At 70.9% G+C, this 25,924-nt stretch carries 27 protein-coding genes and 1 pseudogene; 16 read left to right on the forward strand and 12 right to left on the reverse strand.

The annotated features are described in order from the left end of the window. Window positions 1–85: 85 nt before the first annotated feature. From GHR20_RS19435 to GHR20_RS19450, 4 genes are all read right to left on the reverse strand, one after another. Window positions 86–394 carry a hypothetical protein gene (locus tag GHR20_RS19435; protein WP_014673544.1) on the reverse strand — a complete coding sequence of 103 codons (309 nt, stop codon included), beginning with the start codon at window positions 392–394 and terminating at the stop codon, window positions 86–88. Between the two features lie 359 nt (window positions 395–753). After that, on the reverse strand, window positions 754–2,052 hold the full coding sequence (locus GHR20_RS19440; protein ID WP_153813900.1) for a S53 family peptidase: 1,299 nt from the start codon (window positions 2,050–2,052) through the stop codon (window positions 754–756). A 366-nt stretch (window positions 2,053–2,418) separates the two neighbouring features. Then, a complete protein-coding gene (locus GHR20_RS19445; RefSeq protein WP_153813901.1) occupies window positions 2,419–3,768 on the reverse strand; it encodes a S53 family peptidase in 1,350 nt (449 codons plus the stop codon). 256 nt (window positions 3,769–4,024) lie between these two features. Beyond that, the gene (locus tag GHR20_RS19450; protein WP_111584008.1) at window positions 4,025–4,627 is read right to left on the reverse strand and encodes a TetR/AcrR family transcriptional regulator; all 603 of its coding nucleotides are present in this window, start codon (window positions 4,625–4,627) and stop codon (window positions 4,025–4,027) included. A 112-nt stretch (window positions 4,628–4,739) separates the two neighbouring features. Between GHR20_RS19450 and GHR20_RS19455 the strand changes: the two genes are divergently transcribed. The 5 genes from GHR20_RS19455 (at window position 4,740) to GHR20_RS19475 (ending at window position 9,554) form a co-directional block, all read left to right on the forward strand. Then, the gene (locus GHR20_RS19455; protein WP_153813902.1) at window positions 4,740–5,663 is read left to right on the forward strand and encodes an oxidoreductase; all 924 of its coding nucleotides are present in this window, start codon (window positions 4,740–4,742) and stop codon (window positions 5,661–5,663) included. Between the two features lie 139 nt (window positions 5,664–5,802). Next, a complete protein-coding gene (locus tag GHR20_RS19460; protein ID WP_153813903.1) occupies window positions 5,803–6,630 on the forward strand; it encodes an SDR family oxidoreductase in 828 nt (275 codons plus the stop codon). Between the two features lie 150 nt (window positions 6,631–6,780). Next, window positions 6,781–7,551 (forward strand): trypsin-like peptidase domain-containing protein, encoded by a 771-nt coding sequence (locus tag GHR20_RS19465; RefSeq protein WP_153813904.1) that lies wholly within the window; start codon window positions 6,781–6,783, stop codon window positions 7,549–7,551. A 115-nt stretch (window positions 7,552–7,666) separates the two neighbouring features. Further along, a complete protein-coding gene (locus GHR20_RS19470; RefSeq protein WP_272920073.1) occupies window positions 7,667–8,674 on the forward strand; it encodes a bifunctional lytic transglycosylase/C40 family peptidase in 1,008 nt (335 codons plus the stop codon). Between the two features lie 175 nt (window positions 8,675–8,849). Beyond that, the gene (locus GHR20_RS19475) at window positions 8,850–9,554 is read left to right on the forward strand and encodes a phosphatase PAP2 family protein (protein ID WP_153813905.1); all 705 of its coding nucleotides are present in this window, start codon (window positions 8,850–8,852) and stop codon (window positions 9,552–9,554) included. 58 nt (window positions 9,555–9,612) lie between these two features. Here the strand turns inward: GHR20_RS19475 and GHR20_RS19480 are convergent, their stop codons facing one another. After that, window positions 9,613–11,208 (reverse strand): FAD-binding oxidoreductase, encoded by a 1,596-nt coding sequence (locus GHR20_RS19480; protein ID WP_148025092.1) that lies wholly within the window; start codon window positions 11,206–11,208, stop codon window positions 9,613–9,615. A gap of 332 nt (window positions 11,209–11,540) precedes the next feature. Between GHR20_RS19480 and pstS the strand changes: the two genes are divergently transcribed. The 9 genes from pstS (at window position 11,541) to GHR20_RS19525 (ending at window position 18,434) form a co-directional block, all read left to right on the forward strand. Continuing rightward, a complete protein-coding gene (gene pstS / locus GHR20_RS19485) occupies window positions 11,541–12,671 on the forward strand; it encodes a phosphate ABC transporter substrate-binding protein PstS (RefSeq protein ID WP_153813906.1) in 1,131 nt (376 codons plus the stop codon). 125 nt (window positions 12,672–12,796) lie between these two features. Next, window positions 12,797–13,801 (forward strand): phosphate ABC transporter permease subunit PstC, encoded by a 1,005-nt coding sequence (pstC, locus tag GHR20_RS19490; RefSeq protein WP_111584001.1) that lies wholly within the window; start codon window positions 12,797–12,799, stop codon window positions 13,799–13,801. After that, a complete protein-coding gene (gene pstA, locus GHR20_RS19495) occupies window positions 13,798–14,859 on the forward strand; it encodes a phosphate ABC transporter permease PstA (protein WP_148025090.1) in 1,062 nt (353 codons plus the stop codon). Before pstC ends, pstA begins: the two co-directional genes overlap by 4 nt. A 37-nt stretch (window positions 14,860–14,896) precedes the next feature. After that, a complete protein-coding gene (pstB, locus tag GHR20_RS19500) occupies window positions 14,897–15,673 on the forward strand; it encodes a phosphate ABC transporter ATP-binding protein PstB (protein WP_111583999.1) in 777 nt (258 codons plus the stop codon). Between the two features lie 199 nt (window positions 15,674–15,872). Next, window positions 15,873–16,100 (forward strand): hypothetical protein, encoded by a 228-nt coding sequence (locus GHR20_RS19505; protein ID WP_111583998.1) that lies wholly within the window; start codon window positions 15,873–15,875, stop codon window positions 16,098–16,100. 43 nt (window positions 16,101–16,143) lie between these two features. Next, window positions 16,144–16,602, forward strand: a complete 459-nt coding sequence (locus tag GHR20_RS19510) for a DUF6879 family protein (protein ID WP_343336013.1) — start codon at window positions 16,144–16,146, stop codon at window positions 16,600–16,602. A gap of 6 nt (window positions 16,603–16,608) precedes the next feature. After that, window positions 16,609–17,460, forward strand: coding sequence for a helix-turn-helix transcriptional regulator (locus GHR20_RS19515; RefSeq protein ID WP_153813908.1), 852 nt, complete (start codon window positions 16,609–16,611; stop codon window positions 17,458–17,460). A gap of 100 nt (window positions 17,461–17,560) precedes the next feature. Then, entirely contained in the window at window positions 17,561–18,001 is a 441-nt protein-coding gene (locus GHR20_RS19520; protein WP_181516367.1) for a hypothetical protein, read from the forward strand. Window positions 18,002–18,116: 115 nt separating this feature from the next. After that, window positions 18,117–18,434 (forward strand): hypothetical protein, encoded by a 318-nt coding sequence (locus tag GHR20_RS19525; protein WP_153813909.1) that lies wholly within the window; start codon window positions 18,117–18,119, stop codon window positions 18,432–18,434. A gap of 93 nt (window positions 18,435–18,527) precedes the next feature. Here GHR20_RS19525 and GHR20_RS19530 read toward each other — a convergent pair whose 3' ends face one another. Together GHR20_RS19530 and GHR20_RS19535 are read right to left on the reverse strand one after the other, a co-directional pair. Further along, on the reverse strand, window positions 18,528–19,526 hold the full coding sequence (locus GHR20_RS19530) for an inorganic phosphate transporter (RefSeq protein ID WP_111583994.1): 999 nt from the start codon (window positions 19,524–19,526) through the stop codon (window positions 18,528–18,530). 7 nt (window positions 19,527–19,533) lie between these two features. Next, window positions 19,534–20,154 carry a DUF47 family protein gene (locus tag GHR20_RS19535; protein ID WP_037653474.1) on the reverse strand — a complete coding sequence of 207 codons (621 nt, stop codon included), beginning with the start codon at window positions 20,152–20,154 and terminating at the stop codon, window positions 19,534–19,536. 233 nt (window positions 20,155–20,387) lie between these two features. Here GHR20_RS19535 and GHR20_RS19540 point away from each other — a divergent pair, with 233 nt between their 5' ends. Next, window positions 20,388–20,732 (forward strand): metal-sensitive transcriptional regulator, encoded by a 345-nt coding sequence (locus GHR20_RS19540; RefSeq protein ID WP_111583993.1) that lies wholly within the window; start codon window positions 20,388–20,390, stop codon window positions 20,730–20,732. 15 nt (window positions 20,733–20,747) lie between these two features. Here GHR20_RS19540 and GHR20_RS36820 read toward each other — a convergent pair whose 3' ends face one another. Continuing rightward, window positions 20,748–20,909, reverse strand: a complete 162-nt coding sequence (locus GHR20_RS36820) for a hypothetical protein (protein ID WP_181516378.1) — start codon at window positions 20,907–20,909, stop codon at window positions 20,748–20,750. Between the two features lie 160 nt (window positions 20,910–21,069). Further along, complete coding sequence (locus GHR20_RS19545) at window positions 21,070–21,945, reverse strand: hypothetical protein (protein ID WP_153813910.1); 876 nt, start codon at window positions 21,943–21,945, stop codon at window positions 21,070–21,072. 114 nt (window positions 21,946–22,059) lie between these two features. On the opposite strand from GHR20_RS19545, the gene GHR20_RS36825 reads away from it, so the two are divergent. After that, window positions 22,060–22,218 (forward strand): hypothetical protein, encoded by a 159-nt coding sequence (locus tag GHR20_RS36825; RefSeq protein WP_194859171.1) that lies wholly within the window; start codon window positions 22,060–22,062, stop codon window positions 22,216–22,218. Here the strand turns inward: GHR20_RS36825 and GHR20_RS19550 are convergent. From GHR20_RS19550 to GHR20_RS19560, 3 genes and pseudogenes are all read right to left on the reverse strand, one after another. Beyond that, window positions 22,215–22,634 (reverse strand): NUDIX hydrolase, encoded by a 420-nt coding sequence (locus GHR20_RS19550; protein WP_153813911.1) that lies wholly within the window; start codon window positions 22,632–22,634, stop codon window positions 22,215–22,217. The two genes, GHR20_RS36825 and GHR20_RS19550, sit on opposite strands and share 4 nt — an antisense overlap. Further along, window positions 22,631–23,667: pseudogene (locus GHR20_RS19555) on the reverse strand (CHAD domain-containing protein). Before GHR20_RS19555 ends, GHR20_RS19550 begins: the two are co-directional and overlap by 4 nt. Next, window positions 23,648–25,879, reverse strand: a complete 2,232-nt coding sequence (locus GHR20_RS19560) for an RNA degradosome polyphosphate kinase (RefSeq protein WP_153813912.1) — start codon at window positions 25,877–25,879, stop codon at window positions 23,648–23,650. The pseudogene GHR20_RS19555 and the gene GHR20_RS19560 overlap by 20 nt, the downstream one beginning before the upstream one ends. Window positions 25,880–25,924 lie beyond the last annotated feature (45 nt).

Raw genomic sequence — 25,924 nt, forward strand, 5'->3', positions numbered from 1 at the left:
AGCCGTGCTGGTTCCCGCGCGGGCGCGGTGTGGTGACTCGACATCAGGGAGACGCAACCTCTAAGGGGAGGGGAACACGGGTGCGCTAGACCGCCATGCCGTAGACGATGGTGAACAGCGTGCCCAGGGAACCGATGATGAAGACCCCGGTGAGCCCGGCGATGATGAGGCCCTTGCCCTGTTCCGCGCTGAAGGTGTCGCGCAGCGCCGTCGCCCCGATGCGCTGTTTGGCCGCACCCCAGACCGCGATGCCGAGGCACAGCAGGATGGCCACCGCCATCACCACCTCGATCATCACCTTGGCCTCGTTGCCCAGGCTGCCGAAGGGCCCCCAGTCCGGAGCGATCCCGCCGATGATGGTGTTGATGTCTCCCTTGTCGGCCGCAAAGAGCATGTAAGTCACCGCCCCTGATGGGTAGTTCCGCGAGCCCCCTGCGGTGTGCAGAGGTCGGACTCATTGTCGCCGACAACGTCGCCGTCGTATGTCGACTTGACGTCATTGACTGGTGGGTTTCGTACGAATACCACGTACGGTCACTCTGTGTATCACGGCAGGTCACCCCGGGCAATGAGATCCGACCGGAACCTGCCACGTGGTTCCGTCGTTGACCTCCTTTACGCCCTGGCACGGTCTGTGACGACCGGTCGGGTGAGGGACCGTCTCGATGGTCTCACGCGCGGGCGCGACAAGACGGCCGCGAGCCCCGGCGGCCGATGCCACCGGGGCCCGCGGAAGAGCGGATTGACGAGCGGTCAGCCGGTGAAGGCCGAGACGCCCTCGGGGGTGCCGACGCCGGTCGGGCCGTCGTACCCCGCACGGGCGGTGCACAGGTAGCTGGTGGAGCAGGTGCCGTTGCTGCCGGTGGTGACGTCGTTCAGCGCGGTGGTGCCGGCCTTGGCGTACGGGAACTTGGCCGGGTAGCTGCCGCTGCTCGGGGTGCCTCCCAGGGCGTAGACGCCGGCGATGATCGGCGAGCTGGCGCTGGTGCCGCCGAAGGTGTAGAAGCCCGCGGTGACGCCGTAGGAGTCGTAGACGGAGACGCCGGTCGCGGGGTCGGCCACGGCGGAGACGTCGGCGACGGTGCGCTTGGCGCAGCCGGTGTCGGTCTGCCAGGAGGGCTTGGCGTCGTAGGCGGAGCAGCCGGAGCCGGTGCCCTCGGTGCTGGAGGTGTTCCAGACCGACTCGGACCAGCCGCGGGTGGTGGAGGACGCCTTGGACAGGGCGGTGCCGCCGACGGCGGTCACGTACTGGGAGGCGGCCGGGTACTCGGCGCCGTAGCCCTCGTCGCCCGCGGAGACGGTGATGGCGACGCCCGGGTGCTTGAAGTACGAGGTGTCGTAGCCGGTGTCGGAGGAGGACTCCGAGCCGCCGTAGCTGTTGGAGACGTACTTGGCGCCCAGGCTCACGGCCTCGTTGACGGCGGTGCCGAGGTTGGCCATGGTCGCCGACTTGGCCTCGACGAGGAGGATGTGGCAGTTCGGGCAGATCGCGGAGGCCATGTCGAGGTCGAGGGATATCTCCTCGGACCAGCCGGAGTCGCTGGTGGGCAGCGAGGTGGTGGAGCCGGTCTGGCCGACCTGCTTGAAGCAGCCGTTGGCCTTGGTGCAGGAGGACAGGCCGTAGTACGAGCGGTACTTGCCGAGGTCGGCCTCGGCGTTCGGGTCGTTGTAGGCGTCCACGATCGCGATGGTCTCGCCGGCGCCCTTGGACGCGGCGGCGGAGGTCAGGCCGTAGGCCGACTGGAGGTCGGAGGGGCCGTAGCCGGAGGGCGTCGTGGCCTTGGGCGTGATGCCGGCGGCGGCCCGCTGCTTCTGGAAGGCGGTGAGTCCGCCGGTCACCCGCAGCGAGTTGCAGGCGAGTTCGCCCTGGTGCTTGGGGGTGGCGCAGGGGGTCTTGGCCCAGGTCGCCGCGGCCGGTGCGGCGGTGGCGGCGTCGGCCTGGACGGCGGTGCCGAACCCGGCGAGAGCGAGCGCGGCGGCGGCCGCGAAGGCGGCGCCGATCCGGCGTCTGCGGCCGGTGGCCGGGGTGGTGGCGGTGGGGGACGTACGCATGTGTGCAGCCTCCAGATGTTCCGGACATGGGGTGGGAACAGGGACGTTGCTGGTGCGTGCGGCGGTACGACGAAGACGATGACTTGTTGAGTACGCGACAACAAGAGTCCGTGGCCGGCCCGTGGGAATCCTGGCTTCCGCCTTACCTTCCGTTGCCGTCGCCTTGACCAGGCTCACAGGGAACGCACGGAAAACGGGGCCCGCCGGGAAGTAAGGGCCCTCCGGGCAACGGCCGGAGGGCGGACCGCGGCCGGCTGCCGCGATCCGCCCTCCTTCTTGCCCTGCCGCCGAGGGGACCCCACGTCCCCCTCTCGTCCGGCGGCGCCCCCGTGACCCGACGGGGTGTCACGGCCTCGGGGCGGTGGCTCAGCCGGTGAAGGCGGAGACGCCCTCGGGGGTGCCCAGGCCGGTCGGGCCGTCGTAGCCGGACCGGGCGGTGCAGAAGTAGCTGGTGGAGCAGGAGCCGTTGCTGCCGCTGGTGACGTCGTTCAGCGCGGCGGTGCCGGCCTTGGCGTACGGGAACTTCGCCGGGTAGGAGCCGCTGCTCGGGGTGCCCGCCAGGGCGTAGACCGAGGCGATGAACGGGGAGCTGGCGCTGGTGCCGCCGTAGGTGTTCCAGCCGGTGCCGTCGGCGCCGTAGCTGTCGTAGACGGAGACACCGGTGGCCGGGTCGGCCACGGCGGAGACGTCCGCGATCATGCGCTTGGCGCAGCCCGTGTCGGTCTGCCAGGACGGCTTGGCGTCGTAGGCCGAGCAGCCGGAGCCGGTGCCCTCGGTGCTGGAGGTGTTCCAGACGCTCTCGCTCCAACCGCGCGTGTTGGACGCCTTCTTGAGCGCGGTGCCGCCGACGGCGGTCACGTACTGGGAGCCGGCCGGGTACTCGGCGCCGTAGCCCTCGTCGCCCGCGCTCGCCGTGATGACGACGCCCGCGTGCTTGTAGTACTTGGTGTCGTAGCCGGTGTCGGAGGAGGACTCCGAGCCGCCGTAGCTGTTGGAGACGTACTTGGCGCCCAGGCTCACGGCCTCGTTGACCGCGGTGCCGAGGTTCGCCATCGAAGCGGACTTCGCCTCGACCAGCAGGATGTGGCAGTTCGGGCAGGCCGCGCTGACCATGTCGAGGTCGAGCGAGATCTCGCCGGCCCAGCCGCTGTCCGCGGACGGCAGCGAGGTGGTGGAGCCCGTCTGGCTGACCTTCTTGAAGCAGCCGTTGGACGTGGTGCAGGCGGACAGCCCGTAGTACGAGCGGTACGTCGCGAGGTCGGCCGCGGCGTTCGGGTCGTCGTAGGCGTCCACGATGGCGACGGTCGCGCCGGAGCCCTTGGCGGCGGCGGCGGAGGCCAGGCCGTAGGCCGACTGGAGGTCCGAGGGGCCGTAGCCGGTCGGGGTGCCGGCGGAGGCGTGGGGCTTGATCGTCGCGGGCGCGACGCCCTTGAGCGCGGCCTGCTTCTCCATGAAGGCGGTGGTGCCACCGGTCACGCGCAGCGCGTCACAGGAGGCGTAGCCCTTCTTGGGGGTCGTGGCACACGCGTTGGTGGTCTGCACGTGCGCCTTGGCCACCTGGGTGGCGATGGTCCGGGCGCCGACCTTGTGGGGAGTGGCGGCGTCCGCCTGGGCGGCGGCACCGAAGCCGGCGAGGGCGAGCGCGGTGGCGGCAGCGGCGGCCGAGCCGACCCGGCGCCATCTGCCGGATATGTGGGGGGTGCTGGTCGTGCGCAAGGTACAGCCTCCTGAAGTGGTGGGGCAGGGGCCTGCGGTGGGGGACCACCGGCGTGTTCGCCGATGGGGGCGGCGGCCCGCGACGACCATCGCTTGTTGAGTACGCGACAACAAGAGGCTTTCGGATTCCTGACTTCCGCGTTACCCAAATGGGGTGCCCGGCTTACTGATCAATGACGGCACGATGGCGGCGAGATGACCGTCAGGGCAGGTCAAGTGGGATATGTGGAGCAGGGATTGAGCAAGTGGGCCCGGCTCAGCGGGGCTTGAGGCCGTGCAGGAGCAGGTGCACGTGCTCGTCCAGACCGGCCATGACCTCGTCCGCGTCCAGTGCGCAGCCGGCGATCAGGGCGGCCAGGCCGTGCAGGCCGGCGGCGGCGGCCAGCGCGATGCGCTCGGGGTCGCCGTCGACGATCTCGCCGCTCGCCTGGGCGTCCGCGAACAGCCGGGTGAGCGAGCCGAAGGTGCGGTCGACCGCCGCGCCGAGCCGCGCCGAACTGTCCGGGCGGTGCTTGCGCGCGAACATCAGCTCCAGCAGCTCGGGATGGTCGACGGCGAAGCCGAGGTAGGCGTGCGCGAGCGCCGCCATCCGCCGCTCGAAGCCGGGGCCCGCGCCGTACACCTCGGCCAGGGCGCCCTCCAGCCGCTCGTACCCCTCCAGGGCCAGGGCGTCGAGCAGGGCCTGCTTGTCCTTGAAGTGCCGGCCCGGGGCCGCGTGGCTGACGCCGGTGTCCCGGGCCAGTTCGCGCAGCGACAGCGCGCCGGCCCCCTTCTCCCGCAGGGTGCGCTCGGCGCTCTGGAGCAGCGCGGCGCGCAGGTCTCCGTGGTGGTAGGGGCGGCTTGCGGGCATGTGCGCCATCGTATCCCGATGTAGGCGGCGTCATCATGGGCGGCCGGGCGGGGCGGCGGAGGCCGGGCGACACCCGATTGTTGTCATTGACAGCATTGTAGCCTCTGCCTACATTGACCCCATGGCTGAGACGACCGGCGCGCGCGGTGCGCGCAAGTGGAACGTGACCCGCATCCCCGACCAGACCGGCCGTACGGTCGTGATCACCGGCGCCAACAGCGGCCTCGGCCTGGTGACGGCCGAGGCGCTGGCCCGGGCCGGCGCGCATGTGGTGTTCGCCGTACGGGACGAGGCGCGGGGCGGCGCCGCCGCGGCGCGGGTGCCCGGCAGCACCGAGGTGCGCCGGCTCGACCTCGCGGACCTGGACTCGGTGCGCGCCTTCGCCGCCGGCTGGGACCGCCCGCTGGACCTGCTGATCAACAACGCGGGCGTGATGATGCTGCCGGAGCAGCGCACCGCGCAGGGCTTCGAGCGGCAGTTCGGCACCAACCACCTCGGGCACTTCGCGCTGACGAACCTGCTGCTGCCGTACCTCACCGACCGCGTGGTGACGCTGGCCTCCGCCGCGCACCGCTGGGGCGACGGGCGCATCAGCTTCGAGGACGTGAACCTGCGCGGCCGCTACACCCCGACCCGCGCCTACGCCCAGTCGAAGCTGGCGAACCTCCTGTTCACCCTGGAACTCCAGCGCCGCCTGGCCGCGGCCGGCTCCGGGGTGCGCGCGCTGGCCGCCCATCCGGGCTACGCGGCCACCAACCTCCAGAGCCACCACGCGAACCCCCTGGCCCGGGTCGGCATGGCCGTCGCCAACCGGGTCGTCGCGCAGAGCGACCGGGCCGGCGCCCTGCCCACCCTCTTCGCGGCCACCCAGGACCTGCCCGGCGCGGCCTACGTCGGCCCCGACGGCCCCGGCGAGTTCCGCGGCGCCCCGGCCCTGGCGGCCCGCAGCGCGGCGGCCAGCGACCCGGAGGCGGCGCGGCGGCTGTGGGCCCTGTCGGAGGAGCTGACCGGGGTCGAGTGGAAGGCACCCGCCGGGAACGGGTGAAGGGGAGGGCGCGGGTGAAGGGACGGGAACGGGTGAAGGGGAGGGGAAACCCGTAGGGGACCGGATACGGTGCGGGTAAGGGATTGCCTGGAACTTTCCAGGAATCGTCAGGACGCACCACGGACCGAGACCGACCCCCATGACCTCGGCAGACACGGGCGCCGGCAGCGGCGGCCCGGTGAACGGCGGCACCCCCGCGCCCGGCGGCGGCCCCGTGACCTTCCGGCTCGACGGCCGTACGGCCCTCGTGACGGGATCGGCGCGCGGCCTCGGCCTGGAGATGGCGCGCGGTCTGGCCGGGGCCGGCGCCCGGGTGGTCCTCAACGGCCGTGACCCGGCGGCCCTCGCCGCGGTGGCCGAGCGGCTGCGGACGGAGGGCGGGTACGACGTGACGACCGCCGCCTTCGACGTCACGGACCGGGCGGCCGCCCAAGCGGCGGTCGAGGAGCTGGGCGAGCTCGACATCCTGGTCAACAACGTGGGCCACCGGGACCGGCGGGGCGTGGCGGAGCTGACGCCCGGGGATCTGAACGCGCTGCTCGACATCGATCTGACCTCGGCCTACGCGCTCAGCCAGGCGGTGGCCCGGGGACTGGCCGCGCGCGGGGTGCCGGGCCGCATCGTCAACGTGTCGTCGGTGGTGGGGCAGTTGGGCCGTACGGGTGATGTCGGCTACGCCACCGCGAAGGCGGGCCTGGACGGCCTGACCCGGGCCCTCGCGGCGGACCTCGGACCGAGCGGTACGACCGTCAACTCGGTCGCGCCGGGCACCTTCGCCACCGAGGTCAACGCGGAACTGGCCACCGATCCCGGCTGGGAGCGCTGGCTGCGGACCCGTACCGCGCTCGGACGCTGGGGCCGGCCGGAGGAGATCGCCGGGGTCGTCGTCTTCCTGGCGAGCGACGCGGCGTCCTTCATCACCGGGCAGACCATCGCGGTGGACGGCGGGATGACGACGACGTTCTGACGCTCGCCGATGTCGCGGTGTCCGGTGGGGAGGCGGCCCGGGCCGGGGAACAGTAGCGTGGTGCCCGCACCGGCCATCGGGAGGTTTCTGCGGGAATTCTCAGCGAAGTCGGAGCGGGTTTCTCACCTTCGTGAGACAGAGTGAGGGCTGATGAAGCGCATCTCACGCATCTCGGTCACCTCGCGTCCCGCGTTGCTCGGGGCGGTGGTGATGCTCGCCCTGACGTCGGCTTCCGTGGCTTCCGCCGATGACGGGCCGGGACCCTTCGGGGTCACCGCGGACGCGGTCGCGTCCGTGCGCGAGGCCCGGGTGGGCGCGTTGTTCGACGCGGACCGGGCGTCGCGGCTGGCCGGCGGCCACTTCTGTACGGCCTCGGTGGTGCACAGTCCGCGGGGCGACCTCATCGCCACCGCCGCGCACTGCGTGAACGCCCAGGACCGGGACCTGGTGTTCGTGCCGGGCTACCGGAACGGGCGGGCGCCGTACGGGGTGTGGCGGGTGACCCGGCGCTTCCTGCCGGACAGCTGGGCGAAGGCCCAGGACGAGGACAGCGACGTCGCCCTCGCCACCGTGGCCGATGCCGACGGGCAGAGCGTCGAACAGGTGGTCGGCGGCAACCGCTTCGTCACCGGTGCGACGACCGGCGCGACCGCGGTCACGGTCACCGGCTACCCCGACTCGCACGAACTGCCCATCCGCTGCACCAACAAGCCCCGCCGGCAGAGCTCCACCCAGCAGCGCATCTACTGCCCCTCCTTCACGAGCGGTACCAGCGGCAGCCCCTGGATCAACGGCGACCACCAGGTCGTCGGCATCCTCGGCGGCCACGAGGAGGGCGGCTCCACGGACGACGTGTCGTACAGCGTGGTGCTGAGCGCGGAGGCGGCGCGGCTGTACCGGGACGCGACGGCGGCCGGCTGACCCCTCTCCTCCCCCCGCGCGCGGTCGAACCGCCGTGACTCGGACGGGCGTTCTCGTGCTGGACGGCCGCGGCTCCTACACTGCACTCGGCGGACTGGCCGACGGTGAGGGGCGGTTGACGGTGCGTAAGGCGTGGATCGTCGGTGGTGCCGTCGTGGCGGGCGGCCTGAGTTTCGTCATGGTGCTCGTGGTCGCGGTGTACCTGGTCGCCGGGAACATCCTGGGGGGCATGGCCTCGGGCGGTCGGGCGCTGGCCAAGGGCGCGGTGCCGGCGGCGTACCAGCAACTGGTCGCGAAGTGGGGGAACCTGTGCCCCGCGCTGTCCCCGGCGCTGCTCGCGGCGCAGCTGTACCAGGAGAGCGGCTGGAACCCCCGGGTGGTCAGCCCGGCCGACGCCCAGGGCATCGCGCAGTTCATCCCGAGCACCTGGGCGACGCACGGCATCGACGGCAACGGCGACGGCAAGCGCGACATCTGGGACCCGAACGACGCGATTCCGTCGGCCGCGTCGTACGACTGCGAACTGGCCAAGTACGTCAAGGACGTTCCGGGCAACGTCTCCGACAACATGCTCGCGGCGTACAACGCGGGGGCGTACCGGGTCATCCAGGCGGGCGGGGTCCCGGGAATCAGCGAGACGCAGAACTACGTCCAGCGCATCAACAGCCTGGCGGAGAGCTTCGCCGCCCCGCCCAGCCGGCTCGATCCCACCCGGCAGGCGGCCGGCGCGATCGACTTCGCGCAGAAGAAGCTGGGCACGCCGTATCTGTGGGGCGGCGTGGGAACGGCCGCGCAGGGCGGGCGTTTCGACTGCTCGGGGCTGACGCAGGCGGCGTACGCGAGCGTCGGGATCAAGCTGCCGCGCGTGGCGAACGACCAGTACAACGCCGGTCCGCACCCCTCGCGCAGCCAGTTGCTCCCCGGCGACCTGGTGTTCTTCTCCCACGACCCCACCGACTCCCGGGCCATCCACCACGTGGGTATCTACGTCGGCGGCGGCTACATGATCGACGCGCCGCGCACCGGTGCGGTGATCCGGTTCGACCCGATCGACGGAGCGGATTATTTTGGTGCCACCCGGGTGACCGAAGATGGCGCAAAAGCGCTGCCCACGACGGTGTGAACCGCGCGTGAACCTACCCCCTGAGCTGCGATGATGAGTATCTCTTCGATAACGTCTACGTGATCTTTCAGTGGAGAGTGGAACGCAATGGTGGTGACCGTGCGTTCCTGTTGACGGGGGTCGGTGCGACGCACACGAGGTGCGTCCGGGAAGACGACGAAGGGGCCGCAGCACCATGGCTGTACTCGCCGAATCCGGATCGAACCCCGACGTCGAACTGCTGTATGACATCAACGGTCTGGCCAGGAGCGCGCCGCACTGGTTCGACCGGGTCATGGAGTTCGTGGGCGAGTACGGACTGCTGCTCGCGATGGTCCTGCTCGTGCTGTGGTGCTGGTGGTCGGTGCGGCGCCGGGGCGCGGAGGACGCGGCGACGTCCGTGGCCGCGCTGGTGTGGGCGCCGCTCGCGGCCGGGATCGCGGTGCTGGTGAACATCCCGATCCGGGGATTCGTGTCCCGGCCGCGGCCCTTCGTGGACCATCAGGGACTCGACGTCCTCGTCTCCGGCAAGACCGACTTCTCCTTCGTCAGCGATCACGCGACCCTGACGATGGCGCTCGGTGTGGGACTGTTCGTCGCCCACCGCAGGTTCGGCGTCGCCGGGATCGGGCTGGCCCTGCTGGAGGGGTTCTGCCGGGTCTACATGGGCGTGCACTACCCGACGGACGTGATCGGCGGATTCGCCCTCGGCACGGCGGTCGCCCTGCTGCTGGCCCCGCTGGCCTCCGCCCTGCTCACCCCGCTGATGAAGGCGGTGGAGCGGACGCCGAGGGCGGCGTGGCTCGTGCGCCGCAGGGCGGCCGTGGACGTGCCGGTGGTCCCGGGCGCGCGCCGGTCGGTGGAGCCGATGGACTCCGGGGAACGGGACCTGGCGGCGTAGCCGGGCCGGAGCGGCGCCCCTTCAGGGGCGCCCCCTGGGGGCGCCCCCGTACCCCGCCCTACACGCCCTGCGCGTACGAGAAGAACCTCGACGGGTCGTACTGCCGCTTCACCTTCGCCAGCCGCGCCGCCGCGTCCCCGTAGTACGCCTTGCGCCAGTCCGTCAGCGTCGGGTCGGTGTAGTTCTGGTACGCCGCGCCGGAGGCGTAGGGCGCCATCGCCTTGTGGGCCGAGGTCAGCCAGGACTGCGCCGTGGTGCCGGACGCGCCCGCCGGCCAGGACGCGATGTACTGGGCCAGCATCCGCGAGCGCCGGTGCACGAAGGCCGTCGCCGTCGGCGCGACCCGGTTCACCGCCCCGCCGAGCGCCGTGAACGCGACGCTGCCCGCCCCGCCGCGCACCCCCGCGATCTGTCGCAGCACCGTCTGGATGCCCGCCGCGGACAGGGACCGGTCGAAGAAGTCCGAGCGGGCCGCGTACGTCTCGCGCCCGAGCGCCCCCTGCGCCGAGCGGCCCGGCGTGCTGCCGGGCAGATGGCACTGGGCCTGCGCGGAGAAGGAGGAGCACCCGGCGTAGATCTCCATCGCCTCCTCGTAGCCCCGCCGGTGCAGGGAGACCGAGGTGGCATTGGCGCCGGCCTGGTGGGCGAGGCGGTCCACCGCGTTCTGCAGCTCGCCGTAGGTGCCGATGGAGAAGCAGGAGACGGAGATCGTCGGCTTGCCGCCCGGCGCGCACGCCAGGTGCAGGGAGGACCAGATCTCGTCCGGCTGCGACGGCCCCCACTCCTGCCACGCCTTGAGCACCGCCGCCGCCTTCGACCACGGCCAGGACAGGTACGCGGTGACCGCCTGCGGGGCCGGGTGGGTGCGGAAGTGCAGCTCGGTGACGACGCCGAAGTTGCCGTTGCCCGCGCCGCGCAGCGCCCAGAAGAGGTCGGAGTGCTGCGTCGCGTCCGCGGTGAGCTGCTTGCCGTCGGCCGTGACCAGGGTCGCCTGGGTGAGGCTGTCGCAGGTCAGGCCGTACGCCCGGGAGACGACCCCGTGGCCGCCGCCGAGCACCAGGCCGGAGACGCCGACCGTGGGGCAGGAGCCCGCCGGTATCGTCACGCCCTTCGCGCCGAGCCCCCGGTACACGTCGATCAGCTTGGCACCGGCGCCGACCACCGCCTGCCCGCCGCCGACCCGTATCCGATTGAGCCGCGAGACATCGACGATCAGCCGGTTGTCGCCGGAGGAGTAACCGGCGTAGGAGTGGCCGCCGTTGCGTATCGACACCGGTATGTGCCGGCTCTTCGCGTACGACAGCACAGTGCGGATGTCGGCCGCGTGCGCGACGTAGGCGACCGCGGCGGGCTTCAGGCCGTCGAAGCGGGTGTTGTACAGCTGGTGCGCGGTCTTCCACTGGGCGTCGCCCGGCCGCACCAGGGAACCGTCGAGATCCCGGCCGAGGGCGGTCCAGTCGGCGGGGCCGCTCGCCCCGGCCGTACCGCTCGCGCCGGTGGTCCGCATCGCCGTGAGCGACGACGAGGAGATCCCGGACGCGCCCGGGGAGTTCGCCCGCGCGGCGGCGGGATGTCCCCCGCCCGTACCGCACGCGGTCAGTGCCGTCGTCGCCAGCGCGGCCGCGCCGCCCGAGATGAACGTACGCCGTTCCATGTCTCCGTCGCCTTTCCGCGGCCAAAGTGGCCTACGGGAGACGAGACGACGCCAGGTACATCAGGGTTCCCCCGTACGGGTGCCGGAGATCGCATGCGTGTTCCCGCGCCCCGGTCGCCGGGATCGGGGCGTGCCCTCCCCGTGAGCGTTCCGTGACCTCACCGGGCTGACGGCAGGGGTTCACCCGCCGTTCATTTATGGCCTTCGGCCGCTTCACCTGATCTGCCTAATTTCGGCCTTACCCGGTGCGGAGTGCGGTTCGGATGCGCTCACCGCACCCACGACTTCGCACGCCGCCGATCAGCGGCGGCTCCTGGAAGGAACTCCCGAACGTGAAGCTTCAGCGCAAGAACCGGCTGCGCGCCGCGACCCTCGGTGCTCTCGCCGTCTCCGGCGCCCTGGCCCTGACGGCGTGCGGCTCCGACGACAACGGCGGCGGTTCCAAGCCCTCGGGCGGCACCTCGGCGTCCAACGCCTCCTCCATCAAGTGCGACGGTGCCAAGGGCCAGCTGCTCTCGGACGGTTCCTCCGCCCAGAAGAACGCGATCGACGCCTGGGTCAAGAACTTCTCGCAGGCTTGCGGCGTGCAGATCAACTACAAGGCCGGCGGCTCCGGCGCCGGTGTGACCTCCTTCACCCAGGGCCAGATCCCGTGGGCGGGCTCCGACTCGGCGCTCAAGCCCGAAGAGGTCGCCGCGTCCAAGAAGGTCTGCTCCGGCGGCCAGGGCATCGACCTCCCGATGGTCGGCGGCCCGATCGCCATCGGCTACAACCTGAACGGCGTGGACAACCTCGTCCTGGACGCCCCCACCCTCGCCAAGATCTTCGACGGCAAGATCACCAACTGGAACGACGCCGCGATCAAGAAGCTGAACCCCTCGGCGAAGCTTCCCGACCTGAAGATCCAGGCGTTCCACCGCTCGGACGACTCCGGCACCACGGACAACCTCACCAAGTACCTGAAGGCCGCCACCCCGGAGAACTGGACGTACTCGGGCGGCAAGACCTGGCAGGCCAAGGGCGGCCAGTCCGCCGCGCAGTCCTCGGGCGTGGCCCAGCAGGTCAAGCAGACCAACGGCGCCATCGGCTACTTCGAGCTCTCCTACGTCGGTGACGGCGTCAAGGCCGTGAACATCAGCACCGGTGCCTCCCAGCCGGTCGCGCCCAGCACCGCGAGCGCCACCAAGGCCATCGCCGACGCCAAGGTCGTCGGCACCGGCAGCGACCTGTCGCTCCAGCTGAACTACAACACCAAGGCCGACGGCGCCTACCCGATCACCCTGGTGACGTACGAGATCGCCTGCGACAAGGGCAACAAGGCCGACACGCTGCCCACCGTCAAGTCGTTCCTCACCTACATGGCTTCCGAGGACGGCCAGAAGCTCCTCAGCGGCATCGACTACGCGCCGATGCCCGACGCGATCATCGGCAAGGTCCGCACCACCATCGCGGGCCTGAGCTGACCTGATCCGAGAGTGCGGCCCGGTCCCACGGCCTTTCCGCGGGCCGGGCCGCACCGTCCGGTGCACCGCCGCCACGAGCCGTACGCCCCCACCGGGACGAACGGCTCCGCAGACCGGAGAACCCGATGGACATAACGAAGACAACCGACGTACCACCCCCCGCACCCCAGCCGACCGCCGAACCGAAGAAGAGCGCGAACCGCGGCGCCGGCCGCGCCGGTGACCGCATCTTCCTCGGCCTGTCCCGCGGCTCCGGCATCCTGCTTCTGGTGATCATGGCCGCCATCGCGGTCTTCCTCACCTACCGCGCGTCCCTCGCGATCAGCAAGGACCACGGCAACTTCCTGACCACCTTCGAGTGGAACACCAACCTGATGCCGCCGTCGTTCGGCATCGCGGTCCTGGCGTTCGGCACCGTGGTCTCCTCGATCGTCGCCATGGCCCTGGCCGTGCCGGTCGCCGTCGCCATCGCGCTGTTCCTCACGCACTACGCCCCCCGCCGGATGAGCGGCCCGGTCGCCTATGTGATCGACCTGCTCGCCGCGGTGCCGTCCATCGTGTACGGCCTGTGGGGCGCCCTGATCCTCGTACCGCACCTGAACGGCCTGTTCGGCTGGCTCAACGAGTACCTCGGCTGGACCGGGATCTTCTCCTGGCAGGGCGGCGCGCCCCGCTCGATGCTCACCGTGGGCATCCTGCTCGCCATCATGATCCTGCCGATCATCACCAACGTGAGCCGCGAGGTCTTCCGCCAGGTCCCGCGGATGCACGAGGAGGCCGCGCTGGCCCTCGGCGCCACCCGCTGGGAGGTCATCCGCATGTCGGTGCTGCCCTTCGGGCGCTCCGGCGTGATCTCCGCCTCGATGCTCGGCCTCGGCCGCGCGCTCGGCGAGACGATGGCCGTGGCCACCGTCCTCTCCCCGACCTTCGACATCCAGACCAGCCTGCTCGACCCGGGCGGCGGCACCTTCGCCCAGAACATCGCCAGCAAGTTCGGCGAGGCCACGCAGGACGGCCGGGACGCGCTGATCGCCTCCGGTCTGGTCCTGTTCGTCATCACCCTGCTGGTCAACGGCGCGGCCCGCGCGATCATCGCCCGCCGCAAGGAGTACTCGGGGGCCAACGCATGAGCACCGCAGCCGTCACCGACAAGCGCGGCAGCTCGCTGCGCAGCGCCAGCCTGCCGAAGTGGTCGCCGTGGGCGATCGCCGCGGGCGCGATCGTGGTCGCGGTGGGCATCGGCGAGGGCGCCGGCCTGACCAGTCACATCCAGTGGGGCCTGATCGCCGCGCTGCTGTTCGTCCTCGGCACCTACGTCATCGCCTCCGCGGTGGAGGGCCGGCGCCAGGCCAAGGACCGCATCGCCACCTCGCTGGTGTGGGTCGCCTTCCTGCTCGCCGTGGTCCCGCTGGTCTCGCTGGTCTGGACGACCGCCAAGCGCGGTGTGAAGGTCCTCGACCCGTACTTCCTGACGCACTCCATGGGCGTCGTCGCGGACTCCGAGCCGGGCGGCGGCATCTACCACGCGATCATCGGCAGCCTGGAGCAGGTCGGCCTCGCCACCCTGATCGGCGCGCCGGTGGGTGTGCTCACCGCGATCTACCTGGTGGAGTACGGCCGCGGCGGCCTCGCCCGCGCGGTCACCTTCTTCGTCGACGTCATGACGGGCATCCCGTCGATCGTCGCGGGTCTGTTCATCCTCAGCCTGATGCTGATGGCCGACATGCAGCCCTTCGGCTTCGCCGGCTCGCTGGCGCTGGCGATCCTGATGATGCCGGTCGTGGTCCGCTCCACGGAGGAGATGCTCAAGCTCGTACCGAACGAGCTGCGCGAGGCGTCCCTGGCGCTCGGTGTGCCCAAGTGGCGCACCATCCTGAAGGTGGTCCTGCCGACCTCGATCGGCGGCATCACCACGGGCATCATGCTGGCCATCGCCCGTATCGCGGGTGAGACGGCGCCGGTCCTGCTGCTGGTGTGGGGCAACTCCTTCATCAACAACAACCCGTTCTCGGGTGCTCAGCAGTCGCTGCCGCTCTACATCTACCAGCAGTACTCGCAGAGCTCCGGTTCCACGGCGGCGTACGACCGCGCCTGGGCGGCCTCGCTCACGCTGATCGCCTTCGTGATGATCCTCAACCTGGCGGCCCGCGGCATCGCCCGCTGGAAGGCCCCGAAGACCGGTCGCTGACGCGGCCCCTCAGCGACTGACGGAAGTGAAGCAAGCAATGGCCAAGCGAATCGACGTAAGCGGACTGACCGCCTACTACGGCTCCCACAAGGCGATCGAGGACATCTCGATGACCGTCGAGCCGCGCTCGGTGACGGCGTTCATCGGGCCCTCCGGCTGCGGCAAGTCGACGTTCCTGCGCACCCTGAACCGCATGCACGAGGTCACCCCGGGCGGGCGGGTCGAGGGCAAGGTGCTGCTCGACGACGAGGACCTGTACGGCAACGGGGTCGACCCGGTGTCGGTGCGGCGCGAGGTGGGCATGGTCTTCCAGCGCCCGAACCCGTTCCCCACCATGTCGATCTTCGACAACGTGGCCGCCGGTCTCCGGCTGAACGGCAGCTACCGCAAGAGCGAACTGAACGACATCGTCGAGAAGTCGCTCAAGGGCGCGAACCTCTGGAACGAGGTCAAGGACCGCCTGAACAAGCCGGGTTCCGGTCTCTCCGGCGGCCAGCAGCAGCGGCTGTGCATCGCCCGCGCGATCGCGGTCGAGCCCAAGGTCCTGCTGATGGACGAGCCGTGCTCCGCGCTCGACCCGATCTCCACGCTCGCGATCGAGGACCTGATCGGTGAGCTGAAGGAGCGGTTCACGATCGTCATCGTGACGCACAACATGCAGCAGGCGGCGCGCGTCTCCGACCGCACGGCCTTCTTCAACCTCGCCGCGGTCGGCCAGCCCGGCCGGCTGATCGAGATCGACGACACGGAGCGGATCTTCTCCAACCCGTCGGTCCAGGCGACCGAGGACTACATCTCCGGCCGCTTCGGCTGAGCCGGCGGTGGCGTAGAACTCCTCGCGGTGCTGCATGGCGGTGCCACCGCGAGGACGCGAAGGGCCCGCCCCCGGATTTCCCGGGGCGGGCCCACGGCGTTCGCCCCCGTAGAAGTCCGTGCAAGTTTGTCGCGCCGCATGCCTCACGACGTGCAAGCTCGTGAGCACGGATGGCACCATGGCTGAAGGAGGCCGCCCTATGGCGCTGCGCATGCTGGGAAAGGACCCTGAGAGCCCGGAGGGCAAGTCGCCGACCGTGTATCTGGACGAGGAGAGGGACACCTACTTGGTCCAGGGCTGGAAGGTGGATGACGGGGACAGGCGTTCACAGCTGGATCTTCCCGGCCATGAGGACGTGGTGGAGATCCCGCGACGTATGGCGCAGTTCTTCCTGAAGGTGAACGGCGTTGACCGCACCGACGCTTGAGGAGCGGCTTCGAGGCTGCGTCCGGTCTGCGGTGCACTTGGAGATGCGCGACGGATACATGCGTTCCGATCCTCGGTTCGCCGCCTGGCAGAAGGGTGTCCGGGACGATCCGGCCGACCGCGACCCCGTGCGGCGGCCGTGGCTGCGGCTGATCGCCGGCCTGGTGAGCCGAGGGGTCGAGGTGCGCAGGGCCCGTATCGTGTCGGAACCGGTCTCGGACTACATCAGGTTCGAGCACCACCTGACCGGCCCCACCGTGGTGGCGGGCGAGCAGGTTCGCTGGCTGCCGCGCCGTCTGGCCTCGGGGCTGGCGCTGCCGGGCAACGATTTCTGGCTCTTCGACGACGGCTCGGTGGTCTTCCACCATTTCGCCGGGGACGGGGAGCTGGCGCCGGACGACGAGGAGTTCACCGAGGATCCGGCGACTGTGAAGCTGTGCACGGACGCGTTCGACGCCGTGTGGCTCCTGGCGGTGCCGCACGCCGACTACCGGCTCTCCTGATCCACCATTCCTGGCGTGACCTCATCCAGTGTTCGGCAAGCACGGCAGGCCCTCGGCCGACGTCTGCGCGAGATCCGCAAGGACGCCGGCCTTACGGCGCGCGAGCTGGCCCTGCGTGCGGGCTGGCACGAGTCGAAGTGCTCACGACTGGAGAACGGGCGCACGCTGCCGTCCGACGCCGACATCCGCACGTACACGGCGCACTGCGCTGCCGAGGGTGAGACCGCCGACCTCATTGCCACGGCGCGCGGTATAGAGGGCGCGTACGTCCAGTGGCGGCGTATGGAGCGGGCGGGCCTGAAGCGGGTCCAGCAATCGGTGGCACCCTTGTTCGAGCGAACGCGCCACTTCCGTGCTTACCAGTCCTGGGTGATCCCGGGGCTACTCCAGTCGGCCGCGTACACGCGGGCCGTCTTGAGCACAGTGGCCCACCTGCGAGACGTACCCGACGACATCGACGACGCCGTTGCCGTCCGTATGGACCGCCAGCGCATCCTGCGCTCCGGTGACCACAGATTCGCGATGCTCGTAGAGGAGTGGGTGCTGCGCACGGTCATCGGCGACAACGACACCATGGCTGGCGCGCTCGGCCACCTGGTCTTCGTAGCCTCACTGCCCTCGGTGAGCTTGGGGATCATCCCGCTCGGTACGCCCCGTGGCGCCGGCTGGCCTGTCGAGTCGTTCACCTTGTACGACGACGCGCAGGCAAACGTAGAACTCGTGTCGGCACACTTGACGGTCACGCAGCCCGGCGAGATCGCCGAATATTCCAGAGCGTTCGTGGAGCTTTCCGCCATCGCCGTGTACGGGGCGCAGGCCAGGTCGCTCATCACATCGGCCATCGATGCCCTTGGGTGACGGCCGCGCAAGTCCGTAGAAGCTCATGGACCCCGAGTTCTCCGCCGCTCCAGCCTGGTCGCCGAGCACACACCGGATCAGGTGAAAGGGAGGGCGTTCCATGAGTGTGACCGCCGAAATGCCGGTTGCCGCCCTGCGGCACGGCCGCGACCTCGTGGCACCCGAGTTGTTCGAACGGCTGACGGACTTCTGCGCCGAGGAGTACGGGTACGAGCGTTCCCTGGCCGAGCGGATCATGGACGAGGCCCTGGCCTTCGTGGACGTCATGGGCCGGACCGGCGAAGCCATGTCGCCCTCCAGGGCCGTGGACCCTGGGTGGCACACGTTCATGCTGCACACCGAGGAGTACGACGCGTTCTGCCGGACGCGGTACGGCCGGTTCGTCCATCACGCGCCCAGGTCCCGGTACCGGGACAGGGTGACGACAGCGGATGTCGTGGCCACGATCCGCGCCCACGGCTTCTTGGTGGACGAGTCCCTGTGGGGCACCAGGGCGGACTGCAACGAACCGGCGTGCTGCGGCGACGGCCCCTGCTGCTGAGACCGTGGTGACCACCGAGGGAGTCAAAGGACGGGGCCGGGTGACCGTCTTCTCCCTGTTCGGGCCCGTCTTCGGCTACGCGACCACGCTCGTGGAGGACCGGTAGCTCGCCTACGTGGGGCCGCTGACCCCCGGCATCGGCTGGCGCCTGCTGTGGCGGATGGCCGAGAGGTGCCACACCGACGGGGCGGCGGAGGCCAGGAAGGCGGAGTGGATCGTCTCGCAGGCGTCCCGGGCGTTCATCTGCGGAAGCGGCGTCGTCGTGAAGCTCTCCGACGCCGACTGGGTGATGGCGCCCGGTGGCTGGACCGTGGAGCTGGGCGGCTCCTGGTGCAACCAGGACGTCCTGGTCACCGGCGATCTCACGGTGCCGGCGCTCACGGCCGGACAGATCGCGGCGCGGCACAGTCACTTCCCGCGGTACGCCGACTGACGCTCCCGGGCGCGGCAGGGCAGAAGAAAGCCCACCCGTCTCGACGGCCTTGCGGCCGAGCGGGACGGGTGGGCGAGAGGGAAGCGGGGACGGTCAGAGGACCGTCAGCTTCACCAGGCCGAAGGCCAGCGCGGCGACCAGCGCGGCCGCCGGCATCGTGATGAACCAGCCCAGGACGATGTTCTTGGCCACGCCCCAGCGCACCGCGTTCACCCGCTTGGTCGCGCCGACGCCCATGATGGCCGAGGTGATGACGTGGGTCGTGGAGATCGGCGCCTTGAAGAGGTACGCCGTACCGAACATGATCGACGCGCCCGTCGCCTCCGCGGCGAACCCCTGCGGCGGATCGAGTTCGATGATCTTCCGGCCGAGCGTGCGCATGATGCGCCAGCCGCCGGCGTACGTGCCGAGCGACAGCATCATCGCCGAGACCAGCTTCACCCACACCGGGATCGGGTCGTCGAACGTGCCGTGCCCGGCGATGACCAGGGCCATCACCACGACGCCCATCGTCTTCTGGGCGTCCTGGAGACCGTGGCCGAGCGCCATGCCCGCCGCGGAGACCGTCTGCGCTATGCGGAAGCCCCGCTTGGCCTTGTGCGGGTTGGCGCGGCGGAAGAGCCACATGATCAGCAGCATCACGAGGTAGCCGACGACCAGGCCGACGACCGGGGACAGGAACATCGGCACGATGATCTTGTTGACCACGCCGTCCCAGTGGACCGCCGTACCGCCCGCGAGGGCCGCCCCCACCAGGCCGCCGAACAGCGCGTGCGAGGAGGACGAGGGCAGGCCGTAGTACCAGGTGACCAGGTTCCAGACGATCGCGCCGAGGAGCGCGGCGAAGAGGATGCCCATCCCCGTGCCGCCCGACGGCGTCTCGATCAGCCCCTCGCTGACCGTCTTGGCGACCCCGGAGCCGAGGAACGCGCCGGCGAGATTCATCACGGCGGCCATCGCCAGCGCCGCCCGCGGGGTCAGCGCCCGCGTGGAGACCGACGTGGCGATCGCGTTCGCCGAGTCGTGGAAGCCGTTGGTGTAGGTGAACAGAAGCGCGACCGCTACGGTCACGACCAGAGCCAGGGTGTCCATCGACGCCTCAGGACTCCTTGACGGCGATGGTCTCCACCGTGTTCGCCACGTGCTCGAACGCGTCCGCCGCCTCTTCCAGCACGTCCACGATCTGCTTGAGCTTCAGCACCTCGATCGCGTCGTACTTGCCGTTGAAGAGGTGCGCCAGCAGCTTGCGGTGGATCTGGTCGGCCTGGTTCTCCAGACGGTTGACCTCGATCCAGTACTCGGTGAGGTTGTCCATGGTGCGGAGGTTCGGCATCGCCTCCGCGGTCAGCTCGGCCGCGCGGGCCAGCACCTCGATCTGCTGCTCGACGCCCTTGGGCAGCTCCTCGACCTGGTAGAGGACGACGAGGTCGACGGCCTCCTCCATGAAGTCCATGATGTCGTCCAGGGACCCGGCGAGGGCGTAGATGTCCTCGCGGTCGAACGGCGTGATGAACGAGGAGTTCAGCTGGTGGAAGATCGCGTGCGTGGCGTCGTCACCTGCGTGTTCCGCGGCCCGCATACGCTCTGCGATCTCGGCCCGGGCGGAGGAGTCCGCCCCGAGCAGTTCCATCAGGAGTTTCGAGCCGGTGACGATGTTGTCCGCGGAAGCGGCGAACATGTCGTAGAAGCTCGTCTCCCTGGGGGTCAGACGAAAGCGCACGTGGGGTCCTCGGGGTGCTTCGGTTTCGGTCAGGCTGATGCTAGGCGCATCATCCGGCCACGGCTATCGGGCCGCCCTCCAGTGTCGCCCATCGAGCAGAGCGATCATCACGGGGGCGTACCAAGGCCCCCATACCCAGCAAAATTCGCTACCATATACCCAGTAGGGGTATGCCGGGTGATATGTCCCCCGGTGTGTGACCGAGAACACCCGTCCCGAGATGGAGGCCCGCTATGACGACCACCGAGGCCGGCGCCACGGCACCCTCCGAGCAGACGGACTGCGCCGAGCACACCACGCACGGTTACCACAAGCAGAAGGACGAGCACCTCAAGCGGCTGCGCCGGATCGAGGGGCAGATCCGGGGCCTTCAGCGGATGGTGGACGAGGACACCTACTGCATCGACATACTCACCCAGGTCTCGGCCTCCACCAAGGCGCTCCAGTCCTTCGCGCTCCAGCTGCTGGAGGAGCATCTGCGGCACTGCGTGGCGGACGCGGCCCTCAAGGGCGGCGAGGAGATCGACACGAAGGTGGACGAGGCGACGAAGGCGATCGGCCGCCTGCTGCGCACCTGATACCCGCCCGGCGCCTCAGTCGTCCGGTTCCTGCCGTTCCACCCGCAGCACCTCGTCGATGCTCTCCAGGCTGAGCCGGTCCTCGGCGGCCGAGGCCGCGATGATCAGCTCGCCGCACAGCTCGATCTCGGCGAGGGCCACATGGTCCTGAACCGCCGTACCGCCGACCGCCGCCACCCGCCTCACCTCTTCCCTGACGTCACCGAACTCCTAGGGTAGGAGGCGGTTTACCTAGCGCGCATGGCACGGACGGGCTACTTACGGGGTGGCGTCAAGGGACTAGTAAGGGTCCGGCGGGTGGCCGGATTCAGCCCCTGTCAGGCACGGTCGGGCCCCATCAAACCCCGCCAGGCCCGTCGGTCCCCGCGTCCTCCGCGATTCGGCCGGCGTAGATGTCCCTCTGGTGCGGCAGCGCGACGACGGCGGGGGCGCCGAAGTCGTACAGCAGGGTCGTCGAGGTGACCGCGACGGGCGTCTTCTGCCGGCCGTTGACGAAGCTGAAGCGCTGGCGCAGCTTGCGCAGGCGGCCCTGGTCGTCCAGATAGGCGTCGAAGGGCACCTGCGCCGTGGCGAACCCTTTCGCCGCGGCCGTCAGGGAGTTCCGTACGTCCGCGGGTGCGTACCGGGCCGCGTGGGCGAGGTCGGCGGTGCCCCGGTAGTGCCGCACCGGAACGCCGGCGACCTCGGTACGGCCCACATAGCTCGCCCGCCGGGTGCCGCGCAGCACCTCGGCGGCGGTGTACGGGTCGGTGACGCCGCCGGTGACGAGATTGCCGTCGGAGAGCGTGGCCGTCTCCACCCGCACCCATTTGTCGGCGGGCACCCCCGCTCCCCGGTTCTTCATGAACAGGGCGCCGGGCGCGAGGAGTTCGGTGAGCGGGCGGTGCTCGGCGGTGCCCGCCGGGTCCTCGGGGAGTACGACGGTCAGCCGGCCGAGCCGGTGGACGTAGTCGTAGACCCCCTTGCCGCGGATGGTGACCCGGGTGCCGCCCGTGGCCATCTCCATGGCGGTGCCGGCCTTGGAGCTGCCCGCGTCGGTCAGCGCCGCGGCGGCGCCGGTCAGCAGGGTGATCGGATCGCCCGCGCCGCTGCTGACGTCCGCCGCGGGGAGCCCGAGGTCCGAGCAGCCGCCCACGCCCGTGCCCAGCGCGAGCGTGAGGCCCAGCGCGCCGGCCGTCCTGCCCGTGCGCCGTCTGTACTGCCGCCGTTCCATCGCCCTGCCTTCCCCCAGCCGGTACGTCCGTTACGGCCCCCCTGTCGTCCGGTTAACGACGAGTAGGGGACTGCCGTCACGCTCTGCCCTTGGCTTCTCGGTACGGTGGACGGCGTGGCGGAGCAGGACGCGCGGGACGCGGACCATCTGACGACGACGACCGAGCAGGGCCGCTTCTGCGTGGCCCGCTGCACCTGCGGCTGGCGCGGCCCGGCCCGCAGAGCGCGCAGCCAGGCCAGAACGGACGCGACCCGGCACGAGAGCGGCTGCTAGCCGAGGCTCGTCGCGATGGCCGCCAGTGCCGGGCCGATCAGGTTCCGGTCGTGGGGGTGGGTCAGGCGGGTGTGGGCCTCGGGTGGGGGGAGCCAGAGGAGGGTGGTGACCTCGGCGTTGGGGGTGAAGGTGCCGCCCGTCGACTCGGCCGCCCAGTACGTGACCTCCTTCGGGCGGCCCGCGTGGTCGACGTAGCGGGCGGTCGGCAGGGCGGTGCCGAGCCGGCAGGTGTGGCCCGTCTCCTCCTCGACCTCGCGCAGCGCGGCCGCCTCGGCGCTCTCGCCGCGCTTCAGCTTCCCCTTGGGCCAGGACCAGTCGGACCACTTCGGGCGCCAGACCAGGGCCAGTTCCACGGTTCCGGAGGGCGAGCGGCGCCACAGGACGCAGCCCGCGGCCCGTACCGGGGTCCCGGTCATACCGCCTCCACCGCCTCGCGCTGCCAGGCGCGCTGGAAGGCGAACCGGGCCGCCTCCACCTCGTGGCGCTGGTCCGCGTGCAGGACGCCGAGGGCGTAGGCGGTGGCGGGGGCGATCCGGGGGGTGCGGGCGGCCTGGGCCGCGGCGGCGGCCGCCTCGGAGGCGTCGCGGTGCCGGTTCAGGGCCTGGCCCGCCGTCAGCAGCCGTACGTCCACGGGGGTCTCGGGGACCAGCACCTCGCGGGCGTAGCGGTGCAGCCGCAGCAGCAGCCGTACCTGGTGCCAGGGGCCGTCCTGGGGGTGCGGGGACGGGTCCGGGGACAGGCCGTGGACCAGGGCCTCCGCGTTGTACGGATGGCCCGCGGTGAGCAGCGGCAGCGCGGTGACGGCATCGGCGAGCCGCTCCCGCGCGGCGCCGGCCAGCGGGCGCAGGTCGGTGGTGGGGGCGGCGGGGGTGAGCGGGACCTCGCTGGCGAGCACGGCGACCTTGTCGGCGACGGCGTGGAAGCGGCTGGAGCCGAGCGCCTGGAGGGCGGTGGAGTGGGCGCGGGTCCGGGCGAGGGTGAGCTGGCGGTCCAGCAGGGCGCCCGCCTTCGCCGCGCCCACCGTCAGGTTGCCGCGCTCCGGCCCGGCGGCCGCGGGGCCGCCGGGCACCGTCACCTGCTCGGGGAAGGCCGCCGCCCCCGACAGCCGGTGCAGCGCCTGCAACAGCCGCTCCAGCCGGGCCTCGTACGCGTGCTCCAGGGCCAAGGTGCCCGAGAGCCACGCGAGTTCGGGCCGGATCGACTCCGACCAGGCGGGGTCGAGCAGCGGGCGGTAGGTGTGCAGGCTGCCGCTGATGCGCCGGGCCGAGCGGCGCAGGGCGCGGGCCGCGTCGACGGATTCCTCGCCGGAGCCCGTGGCGCCCCCGGTCTCCCGGTGCAGCCGCAGGGCGCGCAGGAACTCCGTGGCGTGGGTGCGCAGATAGCCCGCGAGGGCGTCCCCCTCACCACCTCGGCCGGGGGGTCCATCGGGTCAAGGTGTCGCTGTGCCACGCCGGCGCCTCCGGGCGTCTATGAGCATCTCCTGGATGTTGCGCAGGGGCTGGCCGTCCGCGTCGGTCGCGTGCCGCGTCCACTCGCCCTCCGGGCCGAGGTGCCAGGACGCGGTGGTGTCGGACATGCCGGTGTCCAGCAGCCGGTTGATGGCCGCGCGGTGGCCGGGGTCGACGACCCGCACCAGGGCCTCGATCCGCCGGTCGAGGTTGCGGTGCATCATGTCGGCGCTGCCGATCCACACCTCGGGCTCGCCGCCGTTGCCGAAGGCGAACACCCGGGAGTGCTCCAGGAAGCGGCCGAGGATCGAGCGGACCCGGATGTTCTCCGAGAGCCCCGGGACGCCGGGCCGGATCGCGCAGATGCCGCGGACCCAGACGTCCACCGGCACGCCCGCCTGGGCGGCCCGGTAGAGGGCGTCGATGACGGCCTCGTCGACCATCGAGTTGACCTTGACGCGGATGAACGCCGGGCGGCCCGCACGATGGTGCTGGACCTCCTTGGTGATCCGCGATATCAGGCCGTCCCGCAGGGACTTGGGGGCGACCAGCAGCCGGCGGTAGGTCTCCCGGCGGGAGTAGCCGGACAGCCGGTTGAACAGGTCGGAGAGGTCCGCGCCGACCTGCGGGTCGGCGGTGAGCAGGCCGAGGTCCTCGTACAGCCGGGCGGTCTTCGGGTGGTAGTTGCCGGTGCCGACGTGGCTGTAGCGGCGCAGGGTCTCGCCCTCCTGGCGGACCACCAGCGACAGCTTGCAGTGCGTCTTCAGGCCGACCAGTCCGTAGACGACGTGGCAGCCGGCCTCCTCCAGCTTCTTCGCCCACTTGATGTTGGCGTGCTCGTCGAAGCGGGCCTTGATCTCCACCAGCACCAGGACCTGCTTGCCGGACTCGGCGGCGTCTATGAGCGCGTCCACGATCGGGGAGTCGCCCGAGGTGCGGTACAGGGTCTGCTTGATCGCGAGGACGTCCGGGTCCTCGGCGGCCTGCTGGAGGAACGCCTGCACGGAGGTGGAGAAGCTGTCGTACGGGTGGTGCAGCAGCACGTCCCGCTGGCGCAGTGCCGCGAAGATGTCGGGCGCGGAGGCCGACTCGACCTCGGCGAGATCGCGGTGGGTGCCCGCGACGAACTTGCGGTACTTCAGCTCGGGCCGGTCGAGGCCGTGGATGCGGAAGAGCCCGGTCAGGTCGAGCGGGCCGGGCAGCGGGTAGACCTCGGCCTCGGAGATCTTCAGCTCGCGCACCAGCAGGTCGAGCACCTCGCGGTCGATGGACTCCTCGACCTCCAGGCGCACCGGCGGCCCGAAGCGGCGCCGCATGAGCTCCTTCTCCAGGGCCTGGAGGAGGTTCTCGGCGTCGTCCTCCTCGACCTCCAGGTCCTCGTTGCGGGTGAGCCGGAAGGCGTGGTGCTCCAGCACCTCCATGCCCGGGAACAGCTCTTCGAGGTGCGCGGCGATGACGTCCTCGACGGGGACGTACCGGCCGGGGCTGGACTCCAGGAAGCGGGAGAGCAGCGGCGGCACCTTCACGCGCGCGAAGTGCTTGTGGCCGCTGACCGGGTTGCGTACGACGACGGCCAGGTTCAGGGACAGGCCGGAGATGTACGGGAAGGGGTGCGCGGGGTCGACGGCGAGCGGGGTGAGGACCGGGAAGATCTGGTGCCGGAACAGCGTGAACAGGCGGGCCTGCTCCTTGTCCGCCAGTTCGCTCCAGCGCACCAGGTGGATGCCCTCCTCCGCGAGTGCGGGGGCGACGTCCTCGTGGTAGCAGGCGGCGTGCCGGGCCATCAGCTCGCGCGAGCGGGCCCAGATCATCTCCAGGACCTCGCGCGGCTGGAGCCCGGAGGCGGACCGGGTGGCAACGCCCGTGGCGATGCGGCGCTTGAGTCCGGCGACCCGGACCATGAAGAACTCGTCCAGGTTGCTGGCGAAGATGGCGAGGAAGTTGGCGCGCTCCAGCAGGGGCGTGTTCGGGTCCTCGGCCAGTTCCAGGACGCGTTCGTTGAAGGCGAGCCAGCTGCGCTCCCGGTCCAGGAAGCGGCCCTGGGGCAGCGGGGCGCCGTCGGCCGGGGACTCCTCGTACGTGTCGAGGTCCGCGTCGATGTCGGGTTCCAGGTCGGAGACCGCGGCGGTCAGGGTGTGCGGCCGGTGCGCCGCGATGGAGCCCACGGAGGGCTGCGGGTGCTGTACCTCTGCCTGGGTGTCTTGCTGGCTCATGAACCCATTCTTCCGCGCGACCGGTGCGGCAGGCGCGTCGGAACG

This window comes from Streptomyces sp. SUK 48 (assembly GCF_009650765.1).
In the GTDB taxonomy this organism is placed as follows: Bacteria; Actinomycetota; Actinomycetes; order Streptomycetales; family Streptomycetaceae; genus Streptomyces.